Source organism: Streptococcus pneumoniae (assembly GCF_001457635.1).
In the GTDB taxonomy this organism is placed as follows: domain Bacteria; phylum Bacillota; class Bacilli; order Lactobacillales; family Streptococcaceae; genus Streptococcus; species Streptococcus pneumoniae.
In genome coordinates this window covers 635,122-653,721 of the sequence record NZ_LN831051.1, presented here as the reverse complement: position 1 = coordinate 653,721, position 18,600 = coordinate 635,122, and the positions used below count along the sequence as shown (strand labels likewise).

Annotated in this window: 15 protein-coding genes; 3 read left to right on the top strand and 12 right to left on the bottom strand. The window is 40.2% G+C overall.

What is annotated here, in order from left to right:
* Positions 1-89: 89 nt before the first annotated feature.
* From AT689_RS13350 to pbp1b, 7 genes are all read right to left on the bottom strand, one after another.
* Complete coding sequence (locus AT689_RS13350; protein ID WP_000693100.1) at positions 90-275, bottom strand: hypothetical protein; 186 nt, start codon at positions 273-275, stop codon at positions 90-92.
* A 13-nt stretch (positions 276-288) separates the two neighbouring features.
* Positions 289-966, bottom strand: a complete 678-nt coding sequence (locus AT689_RS03400; RefSeq protein ID WP_000658498.1) for a rhomboid family intramembrane serine protease — start codon at positions 964-966, stop codon at positions 289-291.
* Positions 950-1,489 (bottom strand): 5-formyltetrahydrofolate cyclo-ligase, encoded by a 540-nt coding sequence (locus tag AT689_RS03395; protein WP_000834302.1) that lies wholly within the window; start codon positions 1,487-1,489, stop codon positions 950-952. The genes AT689_RS03400 and AT689_RS03395 overlap by 17 nt, the downstream gene beginning before the upstream one ends.
* An 11-nt stretch (positions 1,490-1,500) precedes the next feature.
* Positions 1,501-2,631 carry an N-acetyldiaminopimelate deacetylase gene (locus tag AT689_RS03390; RefSeq protein ID WP_000885100.1) on the bottom strand — a complete coding sequence of 377 codons (1,131 nt, stop codon included), beginning with the start codon at positions 2,629-2,631 and terminating at the stop codon, positions 1,501-1,503.
* A gap of 67 nt (positions 2,632-2,698) precedes the next feature.
* Entirely contained in the window at positions 2,699-3,397 is a 699-nt protein-coding gene (gene dapD / locus AT689_RS03385) for a 2,3,4,5-tetrahydropyridine-2,6-dicarboxylate N-acetyltransferase (RefSeq protein WP_000127472.1), read from the bottom strand.
* Between the two features lie 229 nt (positions 3,398-3,626).
* Positions 3,627-4,538, bottom strand: a complete 912-nt coding sequence (locus AT689_RS03380; protein WP_001820821.1) for a DMT family transporter — start codon at positions 4,536-4,538, stop codon at positions 3,627-3,629.
* 64 nt (positions 4,539-4,602) lie between these two features.
* Complete coding sequence (gene pbp1b / locus AT689_RS03375; protein ID WP_001180975.1) at positions 4,603-7,068, bottom strand: penicillin-binding protein PBP1B; 2,466 nt, start codon at positions 7,066-7,068, stop codon at positions 4,603-4,605.
* Positions 7,069-7,209: 141 nt separating this feature from the next.
* Between pbp1b and tyrS the strand changes: the two genes are divergently transcribed.
* The gene (tyrS, locus tag AT689_RS03370) at positions 7,210-8,466 is read left to right on the top strand and encodes a tyrosine--tRNA ligase (protein WP_000546881.1); all 1,257 of its coding nucleotides are present in this window, start codon (positions 7,210-7,212) and stop codon (positions 8,464-8,466) included.
* A 77-nt stretch (positions 8,467-8,543) separates the two neighbouring features.
* Here tyrS and AT689_RS03365 read toward each other — a convergent pair whose 3' ends face one another.
* Positions 8,544-10,607 carry a heavy metal translocating P-type ATPase gene (locus tag AT689_RS03365; RefSeq protein ID WP_000008803.1) on the bottom strand — a complete coding sequence of 688 codons (2,064 nt, stop codon included), beginning with the start codon at positions 10,605-10,607 and terminating at the stop codon, positions 8,544-8,546.
* 1 nt (position 10,608) lies between these two features.
* Positions 10,609-10,887 (bottom strand): DUF6110 family protein, encoded by a 279-nt coding sequence (locus AT689_RS03360; protein ID WP_000910909.1) that lies wholly within the window; start codon positions 10,885-10,887, stop codon positions 10,609-10,611.
* A gap of 151 nt (positions 10,888-11,038) precedes the next feature.
* Here AT689_RS03360 and AT689_RS03355 point away from each other — a divergent pair, with 151 nt between their 5' ends.
* Entirely contained in the window at positions 11,039-11,887 is an 849-nt protein-coding gene (locus AT689_RS03355; RefSeq protein WP_001095511.1) for a putative RNA methyltransferase, read from the top strand.
* Between the two features lie 515 nt (positions 11,888-12,402).
* Here the strand turns inward: AT689_RS03355 and AT689_RS13345 are convergent.
* Positions 12,403-12,609, bottom strand: coding sequence for a hypothetical protein (locus AT689_RS13345; RefSeq protein WP_000915304.1), 207 nt, complete (start codon positions 12,607-12,609; stop codon positions 12,403-12,405).
* Between the two features lie 76 nt (positions 12,610-12,685).
* Between AT689_RS13345 and AT689_RS03340 the strand changes: the two genes are divergently transcribed.
* On the top strand, positions 12,686-13,258 hold the full coding sequence (locus tag AT689_RS03340; RefSeq protein ID WP_001037917.1) for a hypothetical protein: 573 nt from the start codon (positions 12,686-12,688) through the stop codon (positions 13,256-13,258).
* 1,043 nt (positions 13,259-14,301) lie between these two features.
* On the opposite strand, the gene glgP is transcribed toward AT689_RS03340, so the two are convergent.
* Both glgP and malQ read right to left on the bottom strand, forming a co-directional pair.
* Positions 14,302-16,560 (bottom strand): glycogen/starch/alpha-glucan family phosphorylase, encoded by a 2,259-nt coding sequence (glgP, locus tag AT689_RS03335; protein WP_000950144.1) that lies wholly within the window; start codon positions 16,558-16,560, stop codon positions 14,302-14,304.
* A 25-nt stretch (positions 16,561-16,585) separates the two neighbouring features.
* Entirely contained in the window at positions 16,586-18,103 is a 1,518-nt protein-coding gene (gene malQ / locus AT689_RS03330) for a 4-alpha-glucanotransferase (protein ID WP_000747287.1), read from the bottom strand.
* Between the last annotated feature and the right edge of the window lie 497 nt (positions 18,104-18,600).

Genomic DNA, 18,600 nt, shown 5'->3' with positions numbered 1-18,600 from the left:
AGCTGTGTTGTTTCGAATGGTTCCAAAACACATTAAAAGCTACTCATTTTTTAAGTAGCTTTTTTCTTATTCAAGTTTACATATTATACTCAATGAAAATCAAATTCAAACCACGTCAGCGTCGCCTTACCGTAGGTATGGTTACTGACTTCGTCAGTTTCATCTACAACCTCAAAACCATGTTTTGAGCTGACTTCGTCAGTTCTATCTACAACCTCAAAGCAGTGCTTTGAGCAACCTGCGGCTAGCTTCCTAGTTTGCTCTTTGATTTTCATTGAGTATTAGTCGTCACATTCCCATTCCCTTGTAGAAAAGCAAAATGGCGAGTCCTACGAACAAGACTACCGCTCCTAATCTCTGGCTGGTATTATACATCCGTTTTTCTCCTCTAACTGGAAAGATAACTGCTAGAAATGCGCCACCAACTGCACCACCGATATGGCCTGCTAGGCTGATTCCTGGAATCAGAACACTTCCAATAATGTTAACCACAAAAAGGGTCAGATAGGATTGCCCTAGCTGTTGGATATAAGGATTGCGAGTTGCATAGCGAAGAACAATAATCGCGGCAAATAGCCCATAAAGAGAGGTAGAGGCGCCTGCTGCTAAGGATTTAGGACTAAATACAAAAACAAAGAGATTGCCCATCATTCCTGATAAGAGATAGAGAAAAAAGAACTGCTTAGAGCCGAAAATCTCCTCTACCTGCCTTCCAAGATAATAAAGTGAAAGCATATTAACAATGAAATGTTCCCACCCAATATGAACAAAAATGGCAGACAAGAGACGCCAAACCTGCTCGGGAAAGAGGCGAATAGCTGGCCCATACATGGCTCCAAATCGAAATAATGTATCTGCCCTGTCAAAGTTTCCGCCTGCAGTGACCAACATTAGTAAAAATACCAAGGCCGTCACTAAGAGGAAGAAACTCGTCACAGGGTAACGTCTATCAAAGATTTCCTTCATCAATTAATACCTCCTGAACAGGAATATCATGGTTTTCAGGTATAAAGTCCTGAATTTGACAAGGATATATCGTACTCAAAGTACGACCAGAAAAATATTCCAGATAGCGGTCATAATAGCCTCCACCGTATCCTATCCGATATCCTTTCGTCGTAAAAGCCAGACCAGGAACATGAATCAAATCAATCTGAGATGCATCCACCACTTCCAAATCTCCCTGTGGCTCCAGTAAGGCAAAGGAAGTTTTTACCAACTGTTGCGGATCATAGACCACAAACTCCATGCGCCCCTTGGGATAAGTTTTGGGTATTAAAACCTTCTTGCCGTCCTTCAGCGCCTGCTCAATCAGTTCCCGCGTTTGAAACTCATGAGAAAAAGAGAGGTAGGTTGCGATGACCTTGGCTTCTTGATAAAAGGGGTGTTGTAAAATTCGCTCGGTTAAAGCTTGGTCTATAGCCTGTTTTTGCTCTTGAGATATAGCCTTCATTTCATGCAAGACTTGCTTGCGTAATTCCGATTTCATAGACAAGCCCTCTATTCTGCTGCCTTCTTTTTCAGGAAACTAGACACCGCAGCCACCCCAATAGCTAAGACTTCTTCCTTAGGACTCATTTGAGGGTGATGAAGAGCGTAGGGACTATCGATACCTAGCCAAAACATCACGCCATCAACCTTTGAAAGGAGATAACCAAAGTCCTCGCCTGTCATAGCAGGTTCGATATCAATCAACTCGATTCCGTCTTTTTCGTCAAAGAAGTCCATCAGTTCACGCGCCAAGGCTGGATTGTTCTCAACAGGTAGGTATCCACCTTGTTTGAGTTCCACTTCGACTTCCATATCAAAGGCAGCTGCAACCCCTTCTGCAACTGTTTTTACCCTCTTTTGCACCAAGAGACTCATGTCCTGTGTCAAAGCCCGAATAGTTCCATGTAAAAAAGCTGTGTCTGTGATGACATTGTTGGTGGTTCCAGCTTGAAAAACGCCGAAGGTCACCACTGCTCCCTCGATTGGGTTGACATTGCGGCTAACAACTGACTGCACTTGGGTCACAAAGTAACTAGCCGCCACCAAGGCGTCATTGGCTTCATGAGGAAAAGCCGCGTGGCCACCTTTACCTTTGAAACGGATCTTCACCTCGCAAGTTCCTGCAAAGAGTGTATGAGTATTAGTCGCAATCTGGCCGACTTTCAAATCTGGACGGACATGGAGGCCATAAAATTGATCTGGCAACCAATCTCCAAAAGCACCAGCCTCATACATGAGCATACCACCAGCTTCATTTTCTTCAGCAGGCTGAAATAGAAAGAGCAGATTATTTTTAGGTTGCTCCTCAAGGGCGCGCTCAAGACAGCCTAAGGCAATGGTCATATGAAAATCATGGCCACAGGCATGCATGCGACCTTGGTGTTGAGAAGCAAAAGGTAGACCTGTTTGTTCGACGATAGGCAGGCCATCAATATCTGTCCGCCAACCAATGGTTCGCTCCGGCTGACTTCCCTGCAGGTAGACCAAAATCCCTGTCCGCCAAGTACGAATTTGAACAAAATCCTTGCCCGTAGTCAATTTCTCAATCACATCCAGCAAATAAGCCTGAGTCTTGAACTCCTCCAAGCCAATCTCTGGAATCTGGTGTAAATCTCGTCTAGTCTGAATCAAATCTAACATCTATCTGTCCTCCGATATAGCAGAAAGAGGCTGGAAAAAGGGTTCCGCCTCTTTTTTACTTTTACAATTACAAGGTACGAAGCGCATCCTCTAGCGCTGTTTTTTGTTGAGTTTGGGCATCAATTTCTTTGATAATACGAGCTGGAACACCTGCTACTACCACGTTTTCTGGGACATCTTGGGTAACAATAGCTCCTGCTGCGACAACTGAACCACTACCGATTTGGACTCCTTCGATAACCACTGCATTAGCCCCGATGAGAACATTGTCTCCGACACGGACTGGTTCAGCACTAGCTGGCTCAATCACACCTGCCAAAACTGCACCTGCACCAACGTGGCTATTTTTTCCAACGATGGCACGACCACCAAGGATGGCACCCATGTCAATCATGGTTCCAGCACCGATTTCAGCACCGATATTGATAACAGCTCCCATCATGATAACAACATTGTCACCAATTTCCACCTGGTCACGGATAATAGCACCTGGCTCGATACGAGCGTTGATAGCACGCTTATCTAGCAAAGGAACTGCAGAATTACGAGCATCTTGCTCGACAACATAATCTTGATTTTCTACTAAACCTTCAAGAAGCGGAGCCACGTCCTTCCAATCCCCGAATAGGACATTCCCTAGTTTGACAACAGAGCTAGGCACAGCAGTTGCGAGTTGCCCCTCAAAGGTTACTTTGACACTGGTTTTCTTTTCAGCATTGGCGATAAATTGGATAATTTCTTGAGCGTTCATTTTTGTAGCAGTCATAGGTGCCTCCTGGTTCGTTATAATGATACCTATTCTACCAAAAAAGGCCTCAAATTTGAAACCTTTTTGTCTGTTTTTAGGTATGATTTTTTAGGGATGTGAGATAAAACGTGCTGTCGGTAAAAGCAAGCCCCTACCGATACAACCTAAAAACACTCTTCACAACTATCTCCCCGTGTTTTATTGACTATTCTAGTATAGCACACTTTTAGAATTAAGAAAAGACTTTTTATCTACTTTCTTTCGCTTCTTCTATAGACAAAAATATCATGGGTAAAATAATCAAGGCTATAGCTAGAAGGAAGGACCAATCCACTACTAATCCTAAGAACAAAACACTCAAGAGAGCAGAAGAGAGAGGTTCACTGGCACTGATAACGGAAACCACCAAAGGAGAAACCAAGGACACAGCCTTCATGGAAATGAAAAAAGCAAAAGCCGTTCCAAAGAAAGCGATAATGAGGCAAATCAAGATACTCCAAATATCAAGAGTAAAGGAAAGCTGATAAACCGGCGAGAGGACATTGCTAAACAAACCTGCCAAAATCATCCCCCACCCAACCGTAGGAACAAAACCATAACGCTTAGCAAAAGGTTGGGGCAAGATAACATTAAACATAACACCCATGGCACTCAGCAAACCTGTTATAAGAGCTAGCGGCGTCATGGATAACTGAGAGAGATCTCCCTTTGTCGCCATCAAGCAAACACCCAGCATGGCAACCAAAACATAGAAAACAGCGCTTTTTGACGCTCGTTTTTGATAAACCAAGCGATTGTAAAAGAGGATAAAGACAGGGCTAATAAACTGTAAAATAGTTGCTGTCGTAGCATTTGAGTATTCTACACAGAGATAGAAAAAATACTGAACTGAAAAAATCCCCAAAATAGCATAGGCTAAAAAGGGCAGGTAATTTTTCTTGTCTCGCCAAATATCTAGCACTTGCGATTTTAATTGTATTGCAGACCAAATAAGTACAAGACTCCCTGCCAGTGTCAAACGCATAGAGGTAATCCAGCCCGAAGACACCTGATAATGAGTAAAGAAGTACTCTCCTAAAATTCCACAGATTCCCCATATTAAGCCGGATAGGAGCGAATAAATTTTTCCGTTAACAATCTTTTTCTGATACTGATTCATACCCTTATTGTAACACGAAAGGAAAAAAGTGGCAATCCATTGATTGGCCACTTCATTTAGAGAATTATCGTCTCGCCCTTGAAGAAGAAGGTCGTGTAGTACTTGAGTTACTGCTATCGCTAGAACTACTACTTGAACTGCTGGAGCTGGATGGAGTTGGTAGACTCCCCACAATACTAGACCAAGCATTCTGATAATCCGCATCACTTCCGCCAATAGCAAAGCGATAACTTGTCGCTGGCGCTCCTGACTTATTAGCCCAATAGCTGGTAACAGTCGAACCTGTGACCTCTACCTCTTTTCCTTCAACAGAAACCTTCCCTGGTTTTTGACCTGTTGATTTCAAGACTTCCGATTTCACTACACTAGGATCTAAAGCAAAGCGCTCGTTCCCCCAAATGCTTGGGGAAGCTTGCTGAATCGCATTTACCAGATGAGCCATGTAATTAGAGTTATTAGAATAACCTGCTCTACGTGACAATGAATGATTATCATCATGCCCAATCCAGCCACCTAGGGTTAATCTAGGTGTCGAAAGCATGAGCCACATATTTTCGTCTTGGTTGGTTGTACCAGTCTTCCCAATCCAATCTGCATTAGCCAGAGTAGGATTTAAAGAAGTCAGGTTAGACTTGAAGGTTGTTGTCACACGAGAAGATAGAACTTCTCGTAGCAATCCCTGCATAATCGTCGCAGTAGCTTTTGAATAGACTTGAACCGGTTTATCCTGATACTCATACACCACTCTACCATCTGCTGCTTCAATCTTTGAAATCACATGCTTCTGATGATAAACTCCATTATTAGCTAAGGTCTGATAGCCATTGGTATGCTGGGCAACTGTGACTTCAATACCACCACCCATTGGCAAGCTCTCAATACCGTACTCAGGAATCTCGTAACCCATCTTTTCCATATAACCCTTGACATCAACACCATTTTCACGGAGCATACGATAGGTCCAGTAAGCAGGGATATTCCATGAATAGTTCAGAGCTTCTCCCAAGGTCATCATCCCTGTTCCCTTGCTATTAGCATACATAATCGGATTGCCATTAGCAAAGTTTGTTGGATAGTTAGATAGAATCGTTTCACTTCCCATCAAGCCCTGGTCAATAGCAATACCGTAGGCCAGCAAGGGCTTGGTAGTAGAAGCTGGCGAACGTTTGGTATCAAAGGCATGATTATTTTGATTTTCTTGATAATTACGACCACCTACAAAGCCTAGAATAGCACCTGTTTGGTTGTCCATCAAGACATTCCCTACTTCTACACGACCTGTTCCATCGTCTAAAAGATAGCCATAATCAGCAACCGCACTTTGCATGGCAGAATGAATTTTCTGATCTATGGTAGTAGTAATCTTATAACCACCATTTTCAATTTCCTTGGCTGCCAAATCTCGATAAAACTTCTGAGTTGCCTCATTTTTCAACTCCTTAGCGGAGACATTGTCTCTCTGAGCTAGATAATCATACATACGTTCTTGAGCTTCTGCCAAAGTTGTAAAGTATAAATAGTCTCGTGAAATTCCTGTAACCGTGCCCGATGGTAAAAAGTCCTGTTTAAGGTCATAATCCTTGTACTGAGAATACTCGTCTTTGCTTAATGCACCTGTACGATACATACTGTAAAGAACTGCCTTAGCCCGTCTTAAGCCAATTTCTAGGTCTTCATCACTCTTCAACTCCCCAGTATTTTCATAAGGAGAGTAAGTAATGGGACTCTGTGGAAGTCCTGCTAAAAATGCTGCTTGAGGAACAGTCAACTGACTGGCATCTACACCGAAAATTCCCTCAGCTGCTTGCCGAGCCCCTGCAATATTCTGTCCCTTATTATTTCGGCCAAAGGGAGCCACATTGAGATAGGTCGTTAAAATCTCATCTTTATTCATGGCGCGTTCCAAGGCAAGAGCATCCACAATCTCTGCCGCCTTACGAGCCAAGGTCGGCGCATCCCCAACCACCTGCTGTTTAATTAGTTGCTGGGTCAAGGTTGAACCCCCACTAGAGGAACCCAAACCTACAAATTTCCCCAAGGTCGCACGAATCACCGCCTTGGGTACTACACCCTTATGTTCTTTAAAGTGTTCATCTTCTGTCGCAATGATAGCCTTCTTCAGATTTTCCGAAATTTGCTCAGATGAGATAGAAGTGCGCAACAAATCACTCTCTATGGAAGCAATCACCGTCCCGTCCGAATAGGTAATCTCTGAAATAGAAGAGATGTCCTTGACCTGATTCACCAATTCTTCTGTCTGAGGCACCCGAACCTTGTCAAATAAGGCCACTCCGTACCCCAAAGCAATCCCAACTCCCAACATTCCTCCTAGAAAACCGAGTACAAAGAGTAAGTTAAATAAGGCTTTTATACTCAGTAAAATAGCTGGGAAAATGGCTGACTTATCTAAGGTTTTAGATTTTTTGGTACTTGAACCTTTCTTGCCAGGTCTAGCTGATTTTTTATTTTTTTGTTTTTGCTGGAAAAATTCCAGCATTTTTCGTTTTAATTCATTTAATTGATTTTGCATGGATTTCCTCACTCTATCTATTATACCACAAAAGGGAAATTTTCAATAAAATAGCCACTTTCTTCCCTATTCTGCTAGGCTATTGCCCAAGTTTGTGATACAATAGGTAGAAACAATAATTTTAAAAAGGAGAAAAGACACATGCACATTTTTGATGAGCTAAAAGAGCGTGGTTTGATATTTCAAACGACTGATGAAGAAGCTTTGCGTAAAGCCCTAGAAGAAGGTCAAGTTTCTTATTATACTGGCTACGATCCAACTGCTGACAGCCTTCACCTAGGCCACCTTGTCGCAATCTTGACAAGTCGTCGCTTGCAACTAGCAGGTCACAAACCTTATGCGCTCGTTGGCGGTGCTACAGGTCTCATCGGAGATCCGTCCTTCAAAGATGCTGAACGTAGTCTCCAAACAAAAGACACAGTAGATGGCTGGGTCAAGTCTATCCAAGGACAACTTTCTCGTTTTCTTGACTTTGAAAATGGCGAAAACAAGGCTGTCATGGTCAACAACTACGACTGGTTTGGCAGCATCAGCTTCATTGACTTCCTCCGTGACATTGGAAAATACTTCACGGTCAACTACATGATGAGTAAGGAATCTGTTAAAAAACGGATCGAAACAGGAATTTCTTACACTGAGTTCGCTTACCAAATCATGCAAGGGTACGACTTCTTCGTCCTTAACCAAGACCATAATGTCACTCTTCAAATCGGTGGTTCTGACCAGTGGGGAAATATGACAGCTGGTACCGAATTGCTTCGTCGTAAGGCGGACAAGACTGGTCACGTTATCACTGTTCCACTAATCACAGATGCAACTGGTAAAAAATTTGGTAAATCAGAAGGAAATGCCGTCTGGCTCAATCCCGAAAAGACTTCTCCATACGAAATGTACCAATTCTGGATGAACGTGATGGACGCTGACGCTGTTCGCTTCTTAAAAATCTTTACTTTCTTGTCACTTGATGAGATTGAAGATATTCGTAAACAATTTGAAGCAGCGCCACACGAACGCTTGGCTCAAAAAGTCTTGGCTCGTGAAGTTGTTACACTTGTTCACGGAGAAGAAGCCTACAAAGAAGCACTTAACATCACTGAGCAACTCTTTGCAGGAAACATCAAAAACCTTTCTGTCAAAGAGCTCAAACAAGGACTTCGTGGTGTGCCAAACTACCAAGTACAGGCAGACGAACACAACAATATCGTGGAACTGCTCGTCTCATCTGGTATAGTTAACTCAAAACGCCAAGCCCGTGAAGACGTCCAAAACGGAGCCATCTACGTAAACGGCGACCGCATCCAAGACCTTGACTATGTCTTGAGTGACGCTGATAAGTTAGAGAATGAACTGACTGTTATCCGTCGTGGGAAGAAGAAATACTTTGTATTGACTTACTAAACTATTCAACATTTATCTATAAACAAAGGAGTTAACCTCGAGAAAGGTAACTCCTTTTTGCTGTTAATAACTCTCATCTATCTATTTTTAATAGACAGGCTACGCAGGACAATGCGCAAGGTTGTTAGATTATGTAAGATAGAGAGATTTGAAGGACTGAGCCAATTAAATAAGCCAAAGCCAATCAAACTACTATTTACGACAACGGTATCTTGAATATTTTTCTTGATGAGTGTTTGCAAAGATGATGATAACGAATCCAACTCTTGGAAGAAATCCAAACGATTATCTAACAATAAGATATCACTCATCTGCTTAGAAATATCTGCACTCTCATTCATCACCACACCGATATCTGATAGAGTTAAAGCCGCTGAGTCATTCAATCCATCTCCAACCATCAAAATAGTGTGACCTGCTTTCTGCAGTTTCTCTACTAACTCAAATTTCCCATCAGGTTTCAAGTCTGTATAGACCTGATCAAAGGGCAAATCTTTGACTAATTCCTCTGTCCTAATCAAGGTGTCTCCTGTTGCCAGAATCAATTTTTTCCCCTGTGCCTTAAGTTTATCCAAGGCTGTTTTTGCTTCTTTTCTCAAAGGAGTATGAATGCAGAACATTCCAATCAATTCATTTTGATAAGCCAAGAATAAGAGATTGTAGTGACTCTTGTACTCTTCAATTAAAGCATTTTGTTCTGAACTGATATGAATCTGCTCATCCTGCATCAAGACATAATTCCCAATAAGAACTGGTTGGCCATCTATATGAGATTTGATCCCCTTGCTTGCGATATATTGGAGTTTCCCATGCATTTCCTCATGTTCAATTCCCTCTATCTCAGCTTGCTTGACGATGGCATTAGCAATAGGATGATAAATGTGTTCCTCAAGACAGGCACTGATTCTGAGAATATCTTCCTCACTATAGTCTCCAAAAGGTAACACCTTTTCAACTATAGGATAACTAGTTGTGATTGTTCCTGTCTTATCAAACAAGAAAGTATCAACTTCCAGATATTTCTCCAGAACATCTCCATCCTTAATCACCATTTCACGGTTCAACCCTTCCTTGATAACTGTCAAATAAGCTACAGGAGTAGAGATTTTCAAAGCGCAGGAGAAATCGACCAATAGGAAAGAAATAGCCTTAGAAAAAGAACCTGTCAATAGGTAAGTCAGCCCAGCCCCCAAGAAATTATATTTGACGACTTTATCCGCCATCTTGATGAAATAGCGTTGTTTCGTTTTCTTGTTTTCTTCAGATTTCTTCATCAACTTAATCAGCTGTAAAATACGGCTGTTCATCTGATTATCTGTTACACGAATGCGTAACTCTCCAGTTTCTAATACTGTATTTGCACAAACCAAATCAGACTCTCTTTTTTCAACTGGAAAACTCTCTCCTGTCAAGGAACTTTCGTTGACCATACCTAAACCTGAAACTACTTGTCCATCAAACAGAATTTCATTTCCTTGAGATAAGATCAAGACATCTCCTATTTGAACATCGGAACTCTTGATACTAACAACCGTATCGCCCTGTACTAGGAATACATCGCTCTCTTTTGCAAGAAGACTCTGTTCTAAATCTGTTGCAGTTTTTTTCAAGGACCATTGATCTAAATGATTCCCCAAATCAAGCATAAACATGATATTGCTAGCTGTCTTGGATTGGTTCATAAACAAAGACAATAAAATAGCCGAACAGTCCAAGACTTCCATCGTTAGTTCCTTACGCGCTAGTGTTTGATAGGCTTCTCTAATATAACCCAAAGCCTGATAACAAGTCCATATATAGCGAATAGGATACGGCACAAAACTACGAAAAAGTACACGCTTAACCGCTGCACCTGAAACAATAGAATAAGCACTCTCTTCTCTACGAATGGGAAGAGTCATCAACTCAGAAACTTTCCCTTTATCAATTCTTTTTAAAAAGGCTTCTGCATTATCTAATACAGAAAAGCCTTCTTTTATGCGTAGAGTAAAGTGCTGTTGATCCATGTAAAACTGGATAGACTCAATCCCCTTTTCATCTCTCGCCAAGGAACGAAGATAGTCTTGAATATCCAAGGTAAGTGAAAAAGAAGATGATAGTCGGATATGTTGGTATCCTCTATGTAGCACTTTAAAAGACATATTATTCACCTATAAGGCTATCTAATTGCTCTTCTTTTTTCTCTTGCTCGTACAAATATTTGGCATCTTGCAAGACATCGTCTCCATGTTGCTTCACAACAGAAACAGATGCATCTAGCTCGTCTTTCAACTTGTAAGCCTTAGCCAAAGCTTTAGAATAACCTTTTTTAGCTTCCTTACTTGCTAAGATTTTCAAACCAAGGGTACCAAATGCGACACCACCCAAAAATAATGAAGATTTTTTCGCAACTTTTGCAACGGTTAATACTTCTTTTAACATACTTATTTCCTCCTTATCATTATTATATAGCAATTTAGATATAAAAGCAATTTCATTCTATAAATTGGAGAATTAGTTTTATTTCTACTGAATCTCCCATCTACTTATTCCTAAAGTTGCTTTCATTTGCCTCTTTTGATACACTTAAACTATGAATACAAATCTCAAGCCCAAACTTCAGCGTTTTGCTTCTGCGACTGCCTTTGCCTGTCCTATCTGTCAAGAAAATCTGACTCTGTTAGAGACTAATTTCAAGTGCTGCAACCGTCATTCTTTTGACTTGGCGAAATTTGGCTATGTCAATCTAGCACCTCAAATCAAGCAATCTGCTAACTATGACAAGGAAAATTTTCAAAACCGTCAACAAATCCTAGAAGCCGGCTTTTACCAAGCTATCTTAGATGCTGTATCTGACTTGCTTGCAAGCTCAAAAACTACCACAACAATTTTGGATATCGGTTGTGGTGAAGGATTCTATTCTCGCAAACTACAAGAAAGTCACTCTGAAAAAACTTTCTATGCCTTTGACATCTCCAAAGATTCAGTCCAAATCGCTGCTAAAAGTGAACCCAACTGGGCAGTCAATTGGTTCGTTGGCGACTTGGCACGACTTCCTATAAAAGACGCTAACATGGATATTCTGCTTGATATCTTCTCACCTGCCAACTATGGAGAATTTCGTCGCGTTTTATCCAAAGACGGTATCTTGATAAAGGTTATCCCAACTGAAAATCACCTCAAAGAAATCCGTCAAAGAGTACAGGACCAGCTGACAAACAAGGAGTATTCTAACCAAGATATCAAGGAGCATTTCCAGGAACACTTTACCATCCTATCTAGTCAAACTGCCTCTCTGACTAAGACTATCACAGCAGAACAACTCCAAGCCCTACTCAGTATGACTCCTCTCCTCTTTCACGTTGACCAGAGCAAAATTGACTGGAGCAAACTGACAGAGATTACCATCGAAGCAGAGATTTTGGTTGGGAAAGCATTCTAATACTCTTCAAACCACGTCAACGTCGCCTTGCCGTACGTATGGTTACTGACTTCGTCAGTTTCATCTACAACCTCAAAACCATGTTTTGAGCTGACTTCGTCAGTTTTATCTGCAACCTCAAAGCTGTACTTTGAGCAACCTACGGCTAGTTTACTCTTTGATTTTCATTGAGTATAAACTAGACTTCGCAAAAGTAGAAAACTTACCGAAAATCTTCAATATGACAAAAACGTATAAGAACAGGTACACAAACCTTAATCTTATGCGTTTTGTTATAGTTTCCATACACATTAAGGGGAAATAGTTGAAATCAGTTCTCTTAATAACCATTGAATACCATATACTACATTTACCCCAAATATGATATAGGCCGTATAAATCAAGTATTTCGATTTTTCCCGCCTCAAAGAATAGATCTTATACAAAATAAATAAATTTAAAATAATAAATAATAGAGACAAAATCTTCCTCCAAAATCAATCCTAAAAGTACACAGTCAAGCATAGCTCTAATCTTTATTTTCGATTCGATATAACAAACTTATCAATGAATAGTAAGTGATATAAGGCCAGTACCAGACCCCAAACGCTACCACGAAAAGAGAATTCTTGATGATTGAGAGTAAACAAATCATGGTTACCAATATAGAGGCAGGTCAAAATAACAAATAAAATCCAAAATAAATCCGTCCATTTATATTTTGAAAAATATTTTTTTAACATAATAGCATATTTTTTTGACTATAATAACAGTATATGATAAAATGTAAGCAGATACAAATAAAAAGGAGAAAAGCTCATGAACAAATTAATGAAATTTATTTCGGTTTTTTTGACGTCAATTGTGTTAATTGTATCAGCGATTCCAAGTGTTTCAGCTGTATACGCTTCTGAACAAGTATCACAAATTGAAACAAATATGGAACTTCAACCTGTCACTTCTCTAACAGAAGAACAAATCAATACACTTGCAAACGAAATCCAATCTTTTCATCCAGACGTCTCACAACAATGGATCAAAGAAGTAATTAACCGACAATTACAAGGCGATTATACAATCCCACCTACATACTCTCCATTTAGAGCAGCTTGGCAAGGTATTACAGTTAATCAAATGGGTGCTCTATTAGATACTGCAATAGCTTTAGCATTAGGAGGAACTACTGCAGGCCTTGCAAATCTAATTAAAGTAAAAGGAAAACATGCAGCAAAAAGTGCTATTCGTTCAGCAATTTCTAGATATCTAGTTAGTTGGTTTGTAAATGATGTTGCTTTAGAATTCGCTATGAATTTATTATCATCGGGGACTTATTTAGCACAATTATGGGATAAAAATGATGCCATTCCTAACAACGGAAGGATTAACTTTTAATCATGAGATATACAATAAAATTAATTGGGTATAACGTATTTTCGTTGTTTATATTCTTTATCTTATCAATGTTGTTTAAAGTTCCCTTTAGGTGGTGGATCAGCATTGCAATGACGACTTCGTCGTACATTGTATATAATTACTTAAAGAAAAAGAGAGAAAAGGAATGATCTTATACCAGATCATTCCTTTTCTGCTTTCTGTAAATCCCTCGGAGTGTGTTTGGCGCTTTGATACGAAGTGTCAAAGCTGTATAAACGTTACTATTTCCAAAAAAGTAACAGAAAATTCCTGCTTTGTAGGACTGCTTTGGGTGAGTAATAAACATGTCGACTCACCCTATCTCCTGATGGCGAAAAGAATTTAGCAATGGTGCAAGTTGTTCTGAACTCGAGAAAAAACATGCCGAAATCGAAGAAAAGCGTGCAGAACTTGAAGCGAAGAAGCAAGAAATGTTGAAGCGCTTGGATAAATAGAATTTAGAAAACAGAAAAAACTAAAAAGAATGTAGGGTTTATTTCCCTACATTCTTAAAATAACTTAGTACATAAATGACAATGCTGCCACTGCCGTCAATATTGCAAAAACTATTTTCCAAATTTTTTTATTTTTTCCAAAAATCTTATCAGGTAACAAGCTTATTACAAGAAAGGTAATAAACAACACCAATTTAAGTGTGTATATCATAAAAACACCTTCTTTCCTACAATTATATTATAATACTTTATGTAAGCGAATACAAGAGGTATGAGGTAATCAACTACGAAAAAATATAAGGCTGAGGACAGTAAAAACCAGCATTTAAAGCCTTCACTGTATCTAGGATTTCCCTATTTTTAGACAAGATTGACCCAAATCTACATCATTAAAAAAGCGAATTTCAATCGAAACTCGCTTTTTTACAAGATGTATTAGTATAAATTTGTATCTTATACTCAATGAAAATCAAAGAGCAAACTAGGAAGCTAGCCGCAGGTTGCTCAAAGCACCGCTTTGAGGTTGCAGATAAAGCTGACGTGGTTTGAAGAGATTTTCGAAGAGTATTAGTTCAAGTGCCAGATGTCTTCGTTATACTGAGCGATTGTACGGTCAGATGAGAAGAATCCTGCTTTAGAAATGTTAACGATGACTTTATCCAACCATGCGTCACGGTCTTCGTAGTCAGCAAGCATTTGCTCTTTGACTTTGATGTAGTCTTCCAAGTCAAGAAGAGTCATGAACCAGTCTTTGTTGATCAATTCATTGTAAAGACGTTCCAAGCGCTCTTTGTTTCCAGCTGCAAGAACTGCATCACTAACGATGAAGTCAACCAATGGTTTGATAGCTTCACGAGCGTAGAATTCGCTTGATTTGTAAGCTGCTTTTGCGTAAAGGTCGATAACAGTTTCTGAATCTTCACCGAAGATGTAGATGTTTTCTTCTCCAACCAACTCAGCGATTTCCACGTTAGCACCGTCCATAGTACCAAGTGTCAAAGCTCCGTTCAACATGAATTTCATGTTACCAGTACCTGAAGCTTCTTTAGAAGCAAGTGAGATTTGTTCTGAGATATCACATGCTGGGATAAGGAAGCTTGCTGCGGTAACGTTGTAGTTTTCAACCATAACTACTTGCAAGTGTGGAGCTACTGCTGGATCGTTAGCAATAACTTCTGACATGCAAAGGATCAAGTGAATGATATCTTGAGCGATTGTGTAGGCTGGAGCTGCTTTACCACCAAAGAAGATTGTGATTGGACGAGCAGGGATGTTACCAGCTTTGATGTCAAGGTATTTGTGGATCACGTACAAAGCGTTCATTTGTTGGCGTTTGTACTCGTGAAGACGTTTGATTTGGATATCAAAGATAGAATTTGGATTGATTTCCACACCTTGGTGTTCTTTCAAGTGACGAGCCAATTTACGTTTGTTGTGAGCCTTGATGCTTTCCAATTTTTCTTTGACAGCTGCTTTGTCTTCATAAGACAACAGTTTTTCAAGCTCATCTGCTTCATGGTGCCAACCATCTCCAAGAATCTCATCCAAGTAGTGAGACAATCTTGGGTTAGCATGCATAAGCCAACGACGGAAAGTGATACCGTTTGTTTTGTTGTTGAACTTTTCTGGGTAAAGGTCGTAGAAGGCTTTCAACTCAGAATTTTTCAAGATTTCAGTATGGAGTGCTGCAACCCCGTTAACACTGTATCCGTAGTGGATATCCATGTGAGCCATGTGAACACGTCCGCTCTCATCGATGATTTGAACAGCTGGATCTTTGTACTCTGCCTTCACACGACGGTCCAATTCTTCGATGATTGGTACCAAGTGAGGAACCACTTCTTGCAAGAATTCAAGAGGCCATTTTTCAAGCGCTTCAGCAAGGATTGTGTGGTTAGTGTAGGCAGTCATACTACGAACAATTGAGATTGCTTCGTCAAGCTCGATACCACGTGCAGTCAAAAGACGAATCAATTCAGGAATCACCATTGATGGGTGAGTATCGTTGATTTGGACAACTGCGTAGTCAGCAAGGTCATGCAAGTTGCTTCCTTTTTCGATTGCTTCGTCGATGATCAATTGCGCACCGTTTGAAACCATGAAGTATTGTTGGAAGATACGGAGCAATTCACCTTGACGGTCACTATCATCTGGGTAAAGGAAGAGAGTCAAGTTGCGAGCGATATCTGTCTTGTCAAAGTTGATACCATCTTTAATAATAGAAGAATCAACTGAATCCAAGTCAAACAAACGCAAGCGGTTTTTAGTCGCTGTTTCATAACCAGTAACATCAATATCGTAAAGAGTTGATGTCAAAGTAAAGTCTGCAAATGGTACTTTGTAGCTACGGCTTGAGCGAACCAACCAGTTTTGCTCTGTCAACCATGCATTTGGAATTGTTTCTTGTTGGTTGTTTTTAAGAACTTGTTGGAAAAGACCAAAGTGGTAGTTAAGACCAACACCGTCACCATTCAAACCAAGAGTAGCAATTGAGTCGATAAAGCAGGCAGCCAAACGTCCCAAACCACCATTACCAAGAGATGGTTCCAATTCAACTTCTTCAACTTCGATCAAGTCTTTACCTGCAGCTGCAAGTTCTTTTTTAACATCGTCGTAAAGACCAAGGTTAATCAAGTTGTTTGACAAGAGTTTACCAATCAAGAACTCAGCTGAGATGTAGTAAACTTTTTTCTTACCAGTGTTGACTGGTTTTTGGCTGCTTGCAAGCTTGCTGTAGTTAAGAAGAGCAAGGTAAAGCTCTTCATTGCTACATTCTGCAATGGTTTTATTGTAACGATTTTGTACAAATTCTTGTAGTGATAACATGTTTAGTTGTCTCCTGATTATTGTCTTATTTCTTTAAATCTACCAAATTTTCATTAATTCGGCGATAAATTGTTGTCAAGTCAAGCAAACCTTCCTCGACAGCTGGTGTCAATTGATCTTCAGTCATACGCCAAGACCAGTTTCCACCAAGGGTAGATGGGAAGTTCATACGAGCTGCCTCATCCAATTCTAGTAAATCTTGCATAGTTGCAATTGCCATAAAGCTAACTGATGAAAATACTGTACGAAGCATAGCGTGTACCACTGTTTCGTATTCTTTACGGTTCGTGTAACGAGCCATGTACTCACGAGTCGCATCATCAATCTCATTACGGTACCAACCAAGAACCGTATTGTTATCGTGTGTTCCTGTGTACATAACTGAGTTAGCAGGTGCCAAGTGTGGGCTATCAATGCTTTCGTCTTCTGGGTTGAAGGCAAATTGAAGAATCTTCATTCCTGGGAAGCCAGTACGTTCACGCAATTCGATCACTTCATCTGTCATGAAGCCAAGGTCTTCTGCGATGATGTTTAGCTCACCAAGGTCTTCCTTAACGGCTGCAAAAAGTTTGTAGCCTGGACCTTTCACCCACTCACCAGGTGCTGCTGTATCGGAACCAGCAGGGATTTCCCAGTAAGATTCGAAGCCACGGAAGTGGTCGATACGAACGATATCGTAGATTTTGAAGCTTTCACGCAAGCGTTCAATCCACCATTTGTAGCCGTCTTTGTCCATTGCTTCCCAGTCATAGATTGGATTACCCCAAAGCTGACCAGTTACAGAAAACTCATCTGGTGGGCATCCTGCGATACAAGTAGCCTTACCATTGACATCTGTTTTGAAGAGATGTGGATTTGCCCACATATCACTTGAATCTTCCGCTACGTAGATTGGCATGTCCCCAACAATTTCGATGTGGTTGTCGTTAGCGTAAGCTTTCAATTTCAACCATTGTTGGAAGAAGAAGTATTGAGTCACACGGTGGTAAACCAACTTGTCTGCCAATTGCTCACGATAGCTTTCAAGTGCTGAAGCTTTACGAGCACGAGCATCTGCATCTGGCCATTCAGTCCAAGCAAGATTGTCAAAATGCTCTTTGATAGCCATATACTCAGCAAAGAGCTCAAGCCATGATTGGTTGTCTTGAGCAAATTTCTCAAAATCTTTAACATCTCCGACTTCAAAGAAACGTTTCACCGCTTTTTCTAAAAGAGGACGACGTGCATAGTAGATTTTAGCATAGTCAACTTCAGACGCATCGCTACCAAAGTCAACTCCTTCAAGGTCACTTGCTTCCAACAAACCTTGCTCCACCAAGATATCTAAATCGATAAAATGAGTGTTTCCTGCGAAGGCTGAGAAAGATTGGTAAGGAGAATCCCCGTAACTAGTTGCTCCTAATGGAAGGATTTGCCAGTAACGTTGTTTTGTACGGACCAAGAAATCAACGAAGTCGTAAGCACTTTGACCAAATGATCCGATTCCGTAAGCTCCTGGAAGAGAAGAGATGTGCATCAACACACCACTTTGACGTTTTTTCATAATAGCACCTCGTGTGTTAAAATAATGGAACGTTGCGTATTTTGCAGACGCAAACGTTTGCGTTACTTATAAGTATACTCCTTTTCAAGCATAATTGCAAGCGTTTTTAAAAAACTTTTTTGATTATTTTTAAGGAGACTAACTCATTTTAGCAAAGATAACTTAAAACTATCTAATCCTAAAGTTTGACTCTCACGAGACAGTCTACAAAGTACAAAACCTCCTTAGGGAGCTTGAATTTATATGCAACAAAGCACAAACGTCTATAGAAAATAGATAGGGATTAGAAACAGGGAGGTAGCCCCTCCTGATTTCCCTCTTTAGACAGATTCCATATATTTTTATTAAAAATACTGTATTCTTATCTATTTCATACTTTTCTTCTATTAAAATGCAAAATTATGCTATCAAATCAAGCTTAAAAATTTTTTAAAATTTTTACAAAAAATACTTGCGACCGTTTTCTATTTGTGCTATACTAAGCTCATAAAGGAAAA

What these genes read in the sequence shown, in the direction of transcription:
- AT689_RS13350 (WP_000693100.1), bottom strand. Translation starts at nt 275, where the DNA reads ATGAAAATCAAAGAGCAAACTAGGAAGCTAGCCGCAGGTTGCTCAAAG.
- AT689_RS03355 (WP_001095511.1), top strand. Translation starts at nt 11,039, where the DNA reads ATGAATACAAATCTCAAGCCCAAACTTCAGCGTTTTGCTTCTGCGACT.
- pbp1b (WP_001180975.1), bottom strand. Translation starts at nt 7,068, where the DNA reads ATGCAAAATCAATTAAATGAATTAAAACGAAAAATGCTGGAATTTTTC.
- AT689_RS03380 (WP_001820821.1), bottom strand. Translation starts at nt 4,538, where the DNA reads ATGAATCAGTATCAGAAAAAGATTGTTAACGGAAAAATTTATTCGCTC.
- glgP (WP_000950144.1), bottom strand. Translation starts at nt 16,560, where the DNA reads ATGTTATCACTACAAGAATTTGTACAAAATCGTTACAATAAAACCATT.
- AT689_RS03360 (WP_000910909.1), bottom strand. Translation starts at nt 10,887, where the DNA reads ATGTTAAAAGAAGTATTAACCGTTGCAAAAGTTGCGAAAAAATCTTCA.
- AT689_RS13345 (WP_000915304.1), bottom strand. Translation starts at nt 12,609, where the DNA reads ATGTTAAAAAAATATTTTTCAAAATATAAATGGACGGATTTATTTTGG.
- dapD (WP_000127472.1), bottom strand. Translation starts at nt 3,397, where the DNA reads ATGACTGCTACAAAAATGAACGCTCAAGAAATTATCCAATTTATCGCC.
- tyrS (WP_000546881.1), top strand. Translation starts at nt 7,210, where the DNA reads ATGCACATTTTTGATGAGCTAAAAGAGCGTGGTTTGATATTTCAAACG.
- AT689_RS03395 (WP_000834302.1), bottom strand. Translation starts at nt 1,489, where the DNA reads ATGAAATCGGAATTACGCAAGCAAGTCTTGCATGAAATGAAGGCTATA.
- AT689_RS03365 (WP_000008803.1), bottom strand. Translation starts at nt 10,607, where the DNA reads ATGTCTTTTAAAGTGCTACATAGAGGATACCAACATATCCGACTATCA.
- AT689_RS03400 (WP_000658498.1), bottom strand. Translation starts at nt 966, where the DNA reads ATGAAGGAAATCTTTGATAGACGTTACCCTGTGACGAGTTTCTTCCTC.
- malQ (WP_000747287.1), bottom strand. Translation starts at nt 18,103, where the DNA reads ATGAAAAAACGTCAAAGTGGTGTGTTGATGCACATCTCTTCTCTTCCA.
- AT689_RS03340 (WP_001037917.1), top strand. Translation starts at nt 12,686, where the DNA reads ATGAACAAATTAATGAAATTTATTTCGGTTTTTTTGACGTCAATTGTG.
- AT689_RS03390 (WP_000885100.1), bottom strand. Translation starts at nt 2,631, where the DNA reads ATGTTAGATTTGATTCAGACTAGACGAGATTTACACCAGATTCCAGAG.